We start from the raw sequence: 11,353 nt of genomic DNA, 5'->3' as shown, positions 1-11,353 counted from the left end.
ACGCGGGGTGGAGCAGCCTGGTAGCTCGTCGGGCTCATAACCCGAAGGTCGTCGGTTCAAATCCGGCCCCCGCAACCAATATTAAACACCTTAACGGGTGTTTTTTCGTTTCTGCGGCCCGTAAAAAAAGCGCCTTTCAGCGCTTTTTTATTATCCCCTTCTCGCCAGCGTCGCCCCATCGGCAAAGTAGGCTTTAATACCCGCCAGAATCGACTCCGCCACTTCCTGCTGGAACTTCGCCGTTTTGAGCTTACGCTCCTCTTCAATATTACTGATAAAGGCGGTTTCCACGAGAATAGAGGGAATATCCGGCGCTTTCAGCACCGCAAAGCCGGCCTGCTCAACCTGATTTTTGTGCAGATTATTAACCCTTCCCAGCCTGTTGAGCACCGCTTTACCGAACTTCAGACTATCGGCGATGGTCAACGATTGCACCATGTCGAACATTGTGTGATCGACATAGCGATCGCCGCTTTTACTCACGCCGCCGATCAAATCCGAGGCATTCTGAGTTTGCGCGAGGTATTTTGCCGCCGTACTGGTCGCACCCTTCGTCGAGAGCGCAAAAACGGATGAACCGCTGGGCTGTCGGCTGGTAAACGCGTCCGCATGGATAGAGACAAACAGGTCGGCGCGCTGCTTCTGGGCTTTCGCCACGCGCACTTTCAGCGGAATGAAGATATCCTCATTACGCGTCATGTAGACCTTCATATTGCCTTCTCTCTCAATTAACGCGCGCAAGCGGCGGGCAATCTGCAACACCACGTCTTTTTCGCGCGTCTTGTATTTCCCCACGGCGCCGGGATCTTCCCCTCCATGACCGGGATCGAGCATGATCACGATCGGGCGATCGCGCCCCGCCTTGCCCGGCTGCGGCCCGCTCTGCGCAGGCGGCACCTGCTTATCCAGATCGCCTTTGTTGTAATCTTCCAGCAGCGCCAGCAACGGGTCCTGCATATCCTGCGCATTGGCAGGGTAGAGATCCATCACCAGGCGTTCTTTAAAGCCCGCCACCGGCGCAAGGGCAAACAGCTGCGGTTTCACGTTTTGCTTCAGCTCAAACACCATCCGCACCGTCTGTGGATCAAACTGCCCCACTCGCGCTGACTTGATATACGGATCGTCCGCGCGGATCTGCGCGCCAATGCCTTTAAGCACCGAGTTCAGATTCACGCCTTCAATATCCACCACCACGCGCTCAGGGTTACTCAGGGCAAACTGTTTGTATTTCAGCAGACGGTTCGATTCCACCGTGACGCGGGTATAGCTGGACGCAGGCCAGATGCGTACCGCGACGACCTGGCTGACGGCAGCCAAACCGACCTGACTTACGCTCAATAGCCACATGGCGCCCGTCCCTTGTAGTAAACGACGGCGACTGATTGCTGAGTTGGATCCCGACATGCTTCTCCCGAGCAAAACAAACTTAACGGTGCTGATGTACAAAACGTCTAAATTGACCGGAAACTTTAGCGAATGACGCATAATCTGTCATCTATAAAAGGGTAAACTTTCTTTTTGTATTCACGGTATTACTGAGAGAAAACTTCAGCGGGATTAAAATTTGCGCTTGCGCACGACGGAAAAACAGAATAAAAATACATTAATTTCGAATAATCATGCAATGAGGGTGTGCCGTGGTGAAGGAACGTAGAACCGAACTGGTACAGGGATTCCGCCATTCTGTTCCCTATATCAATACCCATCGGGGAAAAACGTTTGTCATTATGCTTGGCGGTGAGGCCATTGAGCATGAAAATTTCTCCAGTATCGTCAATGACATCGGGCTTCTGCACAGTCTGGGCATTCGCCTGGTGGTGGTGTATGGCGCGCGTCCGCAAATCGACGCGAACCTTGCCGCACATCATCATGAGCCGCTGTACCACAAAAATACCCGCGTGACGGACGCCAAAACGCTGGAACTGGTTAAGCAAGCGGCAGGCACGTTGCAGCTGGATATCACCGCCCGTCTGTCGATGAGCCTGAACAACACCCCCTTACAGGGCGCGCACATCAACGTCGTCAGCGGCAATTTTATTATTGCACAGCCGCTGGGCGTGGATGACGGCGTGGATTACTGCCACAGCGGACGCATTCGCCGTATTGATGAAGAGGCGATTCATCGCCAGTTAGACAGCGGCGCAATTGTGCTGATGGGGCCGGTCGCGGTTTCCGTCACAGGCGAAAGTTTTAACCTGACCTCAGAAGAGATCGCCACGCAGCTCGCCATCAAACTGAAGGCGGAGAAGATGATCGGCTTCTGTTCGTCGCAAGGGGTAACTAACGACGAAGGCGACATCGTTTCCGAACTTTTCCCGAACGAAGCGCAGGCACGCGTTGAAGCGCAGGAAGAAAAAGGCGATTACAATTCAGGCACCGTGCGGTTCCTGCGCGGCGCGGTGAAAGCCTGTCGCAGCGGCGTGCGTCGCTGCCATCTGATTAGCTACCAGGAAGACGGCGCGCTATTGCAGGAGCTGTTCTCACGCGACGGGATCGGGACGCAAATCGTGATGGAGAGCGCCGAGCAGATTCGCCGCGCCACCATTAACGATATCGGCGGGATCCTGGAGCTGATTCGCCCGCTGGAACAACAGGGGATTCTGGTGCGCCGCTCCCGTGAACAACTGGAGATGGAGATCGACAAATTCACGATTATCCAGCGAGATAATCTGACCATCGCCTGCGCCGCACTGTACCCTTTCCCCGAAGAAAAAATCGGCGAAATGGCCTGCGTGGCGGTACATCCAGATTATCGCAGTTCATCGCGTGGCGAAGTTTTGCTGGAGCGGATAGCCGTGCAGGCAAGACAGATGGGCCTCAGCAAGCTGTTTGTGCTGACAACGCGCAGTATTCACTGGTTCCAGGAACGTGGGTTTACGCCGGTGGATATCGAACTGCTGCCCGAGAGCAAAAAAGAGATGTACAACTATCAGCGTCGTTCAAAGGTGTTGATGGCAGATTTGGGATAACCCATTTTGCCTGACGGCGACGCTAAAGCGTCTTATCGGGTCTACGGGGATGCTGTAGGCCGGATAAGCGCAGGCGCCATCCGGCAACTTGCCTCACAGCCCGTTATTAAAAAACGCGGACAGTCCGCTACGTCGCTCCGTGCGCGTCGCAATTGCCCCGCTCAAAACCCGTTCATCGGCATAGAGAGACAGGCGACGACGTGCGCGCGTCACGGCGGTATACACCAGCTCACGGGTCACAACCGGCGAGCGCTGGCTGGGTAAAATCAGCGCCGCATGATCGAACTCCGATCCCTGCGATTTATGCACCGTCATCGCCCAGGTTGTTTCATGCTCCGGCAAACGGCTGGGCTGCACCGACTTAATGCTGCTATCCGGCATGGCGAACCACACCCTCAACCCCTGGCCGCGATCGAGCGCAATGCCGATATCGCCATTGAACAACCCCAACGCGCTGTCATTGCGCGCAATCATTACCGGACGCCCTTCATACCAGCGGCTGTGCGGGTGACGCTGAATTTTGCGTTTTTGCAGCATAACCTGTTCGATGCGTTCATTCAGACCGCCAACGCCAAACGGCCCTTCACGCAGCGCGCACAACAACTGGTACTCATTGAAAGCCTGAATAATCGCCCCCGGCTCCGCGCCCTCGCGAACAAGCGCCAGATAACGCCCATAACCGGCCAGCGCCTCATCGAGCATGGCGGCGTAATCCTCGCTGCTCTGTAGCGTTCGTTTTTCAATATCGCTGAATCCCTGCTGAAAGACCGTTTTCATCGCCGCTTTATCGCCGCGATTAATGGCTGCCGCCAGTTGACCAATGCCGGAATCATGCCCGAAGCGATAGCTTTTTTGCAGCAAACACAGGCTATCGCGCAAAGAGGCCGCCTCCGTGCCTGCGCCCGCAGGAATGGGGCTTCCCGTCAATCGGCTCAGCTGCTGTGCGCGCCCGGCGGTAAATCCGGCATTTACCCAGGCGCAGATATCGCCCAGCACCGCCCCCGCCTCAACGGAAGCCAGCTGATCGCGATCGCCGAGAAAAATCACGCGTCCGTGCGGCGGCAGCGCCTCAATTAGCCGCGACATCATCGGCAAATCGATCATTGATGCCTCATCCACCACCAGCACGTCCAGATGCAGCGGATTTCCCGCGTGATGGCGCAGCCTCTGGCTACCGGGCTGTGCGCCCAACAGCCGGTGCAACGTACTGGCGTCATCCGGGATGCGTTTTTTTTGCTCATCCGTGAGCGGAAGCTGGCGCAATGCCGCGCCAAGCGACTCGGTAAGACGCGCCGCCGCTTTCCCCGTCGGCGCCGCCAGTCGTATACGGCATCGCTCGCCGTCCGCCATCTGAATCAACGCGGCCAGCAGCTTCGCCACGGTAGTGGTTTTACCGGTGCCAGGCCCGCCGGAAATGACGGAAATACGGCGCGTCAACGCCACGGCCGCCGCCACCTTTTGCCAGTTGACGTCATCCGTCGGCGGGAAAAGCGCATCCAGCGTGCGGGCCAGTTGCTGTTCATCTACCGCGATCGCCTGGTTAACCTCGCTAAAAAAGCGGGCTACCGTGCGCTCGTTACTCCACATCCGGTTCAGGTAAAGGCGATCTTCATGCAGAATCAACGGCGTTGGCCGCTCTCCCCGACTGACCGCCCCGGAAGCCAGCAGACACGATGCCCAGTCTTCAGGCGCGTCCCTCTCGCTAAACCAGGAGACCAGTAGCGGATGCGACTCTTCCGTTATCGCCAGGCGCGAAAGCGGCATACAGACATGCCCTTCCCCCGCATCGCGGCTGAGCAATGCAACGGCCAGCGTCACGCACGGAGCGTCCTGCCCGGCAACCGCCAGCGCAAACTGAGCGTCTAATGGCCGCAACAACTTTTGTTCTACGGCCTCCAGTAATCGCTTCTGAATTGTCATTGCGCCTCCTCCGCTACAACGCCTGCAAACATCTCATCCATTAACGCAATCAGTTCGCTGTCCGGCCGGGTCGAGAAAATGCCCTGCCGTGGATATTCACGGTCAACGCCGCGCAGGAAAAGGTAGATCACGCCGCCGAAATGGCGTTCATAGTCATAATCGGCGATGCGATGGCGCAGATAGCGGTGCAACGCCAGCGTATACAGCTGATATTGCAGGTCATAGCGATGCGCCTGCATCGCTGAGGCCATCGCCTCCTGAGTGTAGGCCGTGCTGTCTTCGCCCAGCCAGTTTGATTTGTAATCGAGCAGGTAATACCGCCCTTCATGGCGAAACACCAGGTCGATAAACCCTTTCAGCATGCCGCGAACCTGCATGAAGTCGAGCGGCGGGCAGCCCGCCGAGAGCGGATCAAACCGGCGAATCAGCGCATCCAGTTGACTGGCGATAAGCGGCTGTGCGATCGGCAGATAAAACGCCATCTCCACCTGTTTTTCACGGGCAGAAAGATGACGCAGACTCACGCCGCGTTCGGTCAGGGGAGCCTGCAAAACAGCGTCCAGCCACTGCGTTAAAACCGGCTCCCAGTGCGTGTCATAACCGCCAAGCTCCAGTTTTTCCCGCACCCAGGCCGGGTCAACGGGCTGCGTAAAGTCGAGGTCTTCAAACAGGCTATGCAGGAATGTACCCGGCGATGCCCCTCGCGGGAACTGGTGCGGCGTCAGCTCCGGCTCTTCCGCCACGTCCCCCACCCCGGCGGCATCCACATCCAGACGCGGAATTAAATCCTGGGCGACGCTATGGCCTTGCTGCTGTAAGCCGGAATAACTGGTTACTCGCCAGTTGTCGGCAGGCGTTCGGCGTAACGCTCTGGCGCTTAGCGCCGCACGCGACGCCTCCGTTACCTGCCAGCGTTCGCTGTCCGGTTCGGCTGGCGTCCGACAGGCGATATCCTCCCCGCAAAGCGCGTCAATGCAGGCGCGAAGCCCAGCGGCATCTTTCGGCTCACCTTTTTGCAGCAGGCGCCCGAGCGCGCTTTGGTGTACATCGGTATCGCCTTTCTTATCTCCGCGACGACGCACCAACGGCGAAACGCCGAGGCTGCAATGCCACACCGAACGGGTCAGCGCCACATAAAGCAAACGCAGATCTTCCGCCAGACGCTCTGCTTCCGCCAGTTCAACACTCTCCTCGGCGTGGCTGAGATCCAGCACCGCGTCAAACGAATTGCGATCGTGATAAAACGCCTGATCCTGCACGCGGAAATGGGTAATAAAAGGCAGCCAGACGAGCGGATATTCCAGCCCTTTTGATTTATGGATGGTGACGATTTGCACCAGATGTTTATCGCTTTCCAGCCGCAGTTGCTGGCTGGCGGCATTGCTGTCCGGCTCAAGAATATGCTGCGACAGCCAGCGCACCAGCGCATGCTCGCTTTCCAGCTGCGAACCGGCTTCCTGCAACAATTCGCTGATGTGCAGAATATCGGTCAGGCGGCGCTCGCCTCCCGCCGTCGCCAGCAGGTTTTCGGCAATATTCCGCGCTGACATCAGCGCGCGCAGCATGGGCATGACGCCGCGCTTATGCCAGATTTGACGATAGCCGTCGAACTCTTCGACCACCGTATCCCAGGCATTTTCGTCGTTATTCAGCGTTTCGATGTCCTGCGCGGTCAGCCCCATCATTGAGGCCGCCATCGCGCTACGCAGCGTATTTTCACGCTCAGGCGTCATGACGGCCTGTAAGATCCACAGCATCTCCTGCGCTTCCAGCGTCTCAAATACGCTGTCGCGGTTGGAGAGATAAACGGACGGAATCGCCAGCAGCGTCAGCGCATCACGAATTTGCGCCGCTTCCTGGCGGCTTCGCACCAGCACGCTGATATCCGAGGCTCGAACCGGGCGTGAGGTTTTCTCGCTAACAAGCAGCGCATCGCCAGTTTGCCCGGCTTTCAGCCAGTCACGAATTTGCGTCGCGCACACCTGCGCCATGTAACTCTGATAGTCGCCAATGCCGCAGCTTTCCCCTTCCATCAACCACATATTCATGGCGGGCTGCGTCTCGCCGTTCAGCACAAAGCGCAGCAACTGGTTCTTCTGGGCCGATTTAACCGGCGCAAATGGAATTTCGCGGAACATAAAGGCGTCGTTCATCTGACTGAACAACGTATTCACGCTGTTGACCATGCCCGGTGCGGAACGCCAGTTAGTATCCAGCGTATAATGGGCACTGACCTCGCTGCGGGCTTTCATGTAGGTGAAGATATCCGCGCCGCGAAACGCATAAATCGCCTGTTTCGGATCGCCAATCAACAACAGCGCGGTGTCCGGCTGATGCCGCCAGATGCGGCGGAAAATGCGGTACTGCTGCGGGTCGGTATCCTGAAACTCATCAATCATCGCCACCGGGAAACGGCCACGAATTGCGCTTGCCAGCGCATCGCCGCTATTACTACGCAGCGCAACATCCAGACGACTCAGCATGTCGTCGAAACCTAATTCACCCCGGCGTTGTTTTTCCTGCGCAACCGTCTCGCGGATTTCCGCCAGCGCACGGGTGATCAGCAGATCTTTTATCGTCAACGGTTCAGCCAGCAGTTCCTCAATGGCGACAAACAGCGGATGCTGCGGGGTTATGCCGCCCGCTTTGGTTCTCTCTTCCAGGAATCGCCGGGAGAATTTCTCCAGCGCATCGGGTAATTGATAGGTTTGCGTTTCCGCCTGCGCCCACGCCGTGATCTTCTCGATCCATTTCGTCTGGTTGCCGCGATTGAATTTTCTGCGATCGATTCCCGACGACTCTATCACCCCATCCAGTTCATCAACGGACGCGCACCATTGCTGCTTCAGGGCGTTAATACTCGACAAAATGTGTTCGTGGCGAGACGCCAGCGTCTCGTCTGACGGCGGCGGGGCTTTGATAACCGGCGCTTCGCCCTGCAAATAACGATCGATATCTTTCAGTAGCGCCCGGGGGCCTTTCCACGCTTCAAAGACAACCTGGGCAATTTCGCGCGGCAGCGGATAACAGTGACGCCGCCAGAAGTCGGCGCAGGCCTGATAGCGCAGAAGAGATTCATCTTCGATTAGTTGCTGCTCGAACAGCATGCCGGACTCAAACGCATTCAGGCTGAGCATGCGCTGGCAAAAACCGTGGATGGTGAATACCGCCGCCTCATCCATCTGTCTTTCCGCCAACAGTAACCACTGCGCCGCCTGCTTTTTATCCTCGATCTCTTCCAGCAGGCGGGCATATAACGGGTTATCGGTAGTTTCACGCAGACAGGCGATGCGCAGTTCATGGATGTTGCTGCGGATGCGGCCGCGTAACTCTTCGGTGGCCGCCTCGGTAAACGTCACGACCAACAGTTCTTCCACGGTCAGCGGTCGGGGAAAGGCGGCAGAGCCGCCCAATCCGAGCAGCAGGCGCAGATACAACGCGGCGATAGTAAACGTTTTGCCAGTGCCCGCAGAGGCTTCAATCAGACGCTCGCCCGTAAGGGGCAAGCGTAAAGGATCAAGGGACTCAGCGGCATCATTCATTCTTTTCACTCATCAGGGGTAAGGTTTGCTGCAACGCGCTGACGTTCTCCCACACTTTCCAGCCTTCCGGGCGCACGTACTCTGCTTTCCCGTTCTGACTGCCGGAAACCTGTGACAGTATCGCCATGCCTTGCGGCTCAACCACCGCCTGATGGAAGAAATCGGCAAGTTTTTGCGGCGTCAGCAGTTTAATCTGAGCCACGATTTTATCACGTGAATCAAAGCGCATATTGCCGCGATCGAAATCTTTGCTTAATTTCGACGCTTCTTCGCCCAGCGTTTGCGGCGCTTGCAACATCTGCGCGATGATCGCCTGCTGAATTTGCGCAAACTCTTCCGGCGTCATCGCCCGTAGCTTCGCTTCCGCCGTTGGGAAGAATGCTTTGTAACGCTCCCAGAGATAAGACGGTTGCTTGTCGCTGCTTTGCAGCAGGAAACCCATCCCCCACTGACGCCCGACGCTCATCGGGAAAGCGAACACCGCATAACCTAACTGTTCTTCAGTACGCAACTGATTATAGAACCACGGCTGAACGATTTGCCCTAACATCGCGCTGTAGGCTGAACTGGCATATTCATCGTAACCGGTTGGAACGAATACCGCCGCCAGCGCGGAATCAGTGCTGCTTCCCGCCTTCTCAAAGATGACCGACTGCTTTTTATCCACCAGTACGTCTTTATTGCGACACCACTCTGAACCGTTGGCGCCAAGCTGCTGTTGGATATCCCGCGCCATGGTTTTCACCTGCGCTTCGCGCATATTGCCAATCACCAGAAACTCCGGTCGCGCGCCTGCTTTTAACGTATCGCGGTAAGCCATGACCTCTTTCAGCGTGATCGAAGGCAACAGCTTACGGCGTTCATCACGCTGGAAGTAAGGCACCTGAGAAAGCATCTGTGCCGGCATAATCGCCTGATCGTAGGCCTTCCCTTTTTCTGCGGAATCCATCATCTGCGCATACCAGGATTTCGCCTGTTCCAGCTGTTCTTCCGTCGCGGTGTAGCTGAAATACCCTTCCAGCAATGCCTGGAAAAGCTGCGGCAAGCGCTGCGTGTAACCGTTCGCGTTAAGCATCAGACCATTGTTGGCGTTGGTGGAAAAGCCAATCCCGCCGACCGATGCCTGGTTGCTTAACTGGTCGAGCGCGATCCCCGCGAGATAATCGTTTAACGCAAACATCACCTGGTTTCTGGCGCTGTCCATTGCTTTCGGGTTACGCAGAATAACGCTGACATCCGCCTTAGGCTCGCTGGCAAAATAACGGCTCGGCGCATAAACCACGCGCAAATCCGGTTCATCGACAATCAGCTCCGGGTGAGGATATTCCTTCTCTGGTTTGATCAGCGTGAAATCGTCTGGAATATAGGGGTTAAGCTCCGGTAATGACAGCGCAATGCCCTGCGCTTTTTGCTGCCAGTCGGCGAGCGTTTTGTCGTCGATTTTATTCACCTGATAAGGCGCGTCGACAAAATAGGCCGTTTTGTTATGCGGTTCCTTCGGGCTGATGTACCAGATACGCGCATTCTGCGGCGTCATCATCGCCAGGCGTGATTTCACCGCCGCCGCATCGTATTGATCGGCGATATTCACCGCATCCAGCGTATGCTCCACCGGAACGCGAATCATCGTATCCGCCAGCCATTCGACGTAATCCATATCACGGGTGATAGAGGGGTAACGGAAGTCGAGATCCAGCACATGCGCCAGCTCATCGAAGTAGCGTTTATCCACGCCTTTTTCACGTAACAGGTTGAGATAGCTGAAGATGGCGGCGACAACGTCGTCCCGGTTCGCCAGCCCTTTGTCCGTCAGGGTAGCAGAAATGGCCAGTACGCCGCTGTTACCGTTAACCACCGGGTCGGAGTCCGCACGAATGCCTTCCACTAATCCTTGTTTTTGCAGCCAGTCGGAGAGCGTTCCCGGGCTACGGTTGCCAATCAGGTAGGTCACCAGTTCGTCGGTTTTGCTGCGAAACTGCGCGCTGTTGTTATCAATACGAAACTCTACGCGCAGCACTTTACGCGGCAGAGCAGGCACATAATGAATGATGATGCCCTTTTGCGCGTCCGTTACTACCGGCACGGTAATTTCCGGCTTTTTGATATTTTTATTCGGCACCCGGCCATAGGTTTCAGCCGCAATACGCGCCAGTTCCGGCAGCGGTTTGTTACTGTAAATCACCGCCTTCATCAGGTTCGCTGAATAATATTTTTCGTGAAACGCCTGCAACGCCTGCTGAACCGGATTGCCAGGTTTGTCGCTTAAGGTTTCCAGATTGCCGCCAGAGAAACGCGAACCCGGGTGCGCCGGGTTGATGGTTTCTGCGCTGACCTGCGCCATACGCATACCGTCTCGCGTACGCGCCATCGTCAGTTCGGCATTGACCGCATTGCGCTCACGCTCGGCATATTTTTTATCCAGCAACGGGGCGGCAATGGCATCGGCAAGGCGATCGACCGCACCTGACAGGGCGTCGTTTTCCACCTCCAGATAGAAGGCGGTACGATACGGCGCGGTGCTGGCATTATGGCTGCCGCCGTGCATTTTAAGGTATTCGGCAAGGCTGTCAGGCTGGGGATATTTTTTAGATCCCATCAGACTCATATGTTCGAGATAGTGCGCCAGCCCCTGATGTTCATCGGGGTCCTCCAGCGATCCAACAGGCACCACCAGCGCGGAAAGCGATTTTACCGCTTGCGGGTCGGATACCAGCAAAACCACCATGTCATTGTCCAGACGAATCGCCTGATACTGACGCGTATCTTTCTCGCTTTTACGGATGGTTTCCACCAAAGGCTGCCAACCGGTATCTGCCTGACTTAAGGGTGCCCAAAGGGCGACAAACAACAGTAACGCTTTGAACCAGGTGCTGCGGGGCATTCACGAACCTCATCATTAACTTTCTTTCCCGCTCAGGTGAA

At 56.4% G+C, this 11,353-nt stretch carries 5 protein-coding genes and 1 tRNA gene; 2 read left to right on the top strand and 4 right to left on the bottom strand.

The window, feature by feature from the left end; genetic code table 11:
- Window position 1: 1 nt before the first annotated feature.
- Window positions 2–78, top strand: a tRNA-Met gene (locus tag OGV82_RS11655).
- 72 nt (window positions 79–150) lie between these two features.
- Here the strand turns inward: OGV82_RS11655 and amiC are convergent.
- Window positions 151–1,404 (bottom strand): N-acetylmuramoyl-L-alanine amidase AmiC, encoded by a 1,254-nt coding sequence (gene amiC, locus OGV82_RS11650; RefSeq protein ID WP_047461541.1) that lies wholly within the window; start codon window positions 1,402–1,404, stop codon window positions 151–153.
- 233 nt (window positions 1,405–1,637) lie between these two features.
- Between amiC and argA the strand changes: the two genes are divergently transcribed.
- Window positions 1,638–2,969, top strand: coding sequence for an amino-acid N-acetyltransferase (gene argA / locus OGV82_RS11645; RefSeq protein WP_024130906.1), 1,332 nt, complete (start codon window positions 1,638–1,640; stop codon window positions 2,967–2,969).
- A 93-nt stretch (window positions 2,970–3,062) separates the two neighbouring features.
- Here argA and recD read toward each other — a convergent pair whose 3' ends face one another.
- From recD to ptrA, 3 genes are read right to left on the bottom strand one after another with little or no spacing between them, the layout of a single operon-like run.
- Window positions 3,063–4,889, bottom strand: a complete 1,827-nt coding sequence (gene recD / locus OGV82_RS11640; protein ID WP_101744108.1) for an exodeoxyribonuclease V subunit alpha — start codon at window positions 4,887–4,889, stop codon at window positions 3,063–3,065.
- A complete protein-coding gene (gene recB / locus OGV82_RS11635) occupies window positions 4,886–8,431 on the bottom strand; it encodes an exodeoxyribonuclease V subunit beta (protein ID WP_047461537.1) in 3,546 nt (1,181 codons plus the stop codon). The genes recD and recB overlap by 4 nt, the downstream gene beginning before the upstream one ends.
- Complete coding sequence (gene ptrA, locus OGV82_RS11630) at window positions 8,424–11,312, bottom strand: pitrilysin (protein WP_101744107.1); 2,889 nt, start codon at window positions 11,310–11,312, stop codon at window positions 8,424–8,426. The genes recB and ptrA overlap by 8 nt, the downstream gene beginning before the upstream one ends.
- Window positions 11,313–11,353 lie beyond the last annotated feature (41 nt).

The sequence above is a fragment of the Citrobacter sp. CK191 genome (assembly GCF_030333435.1).
GTDB classification, from domain to species: Bacteria; Pseudomonadota; Gammaproteobacteria; order Enterobacterales; family Enterobacteriaceae; genus Citrobacter_B; species Citrobacter_B koseri.
The sequence above is the reverse complement of the archived record's forward strand: the minus strand, read 5'-3'. Positions and strand labels throughout refer to the sequence as shown.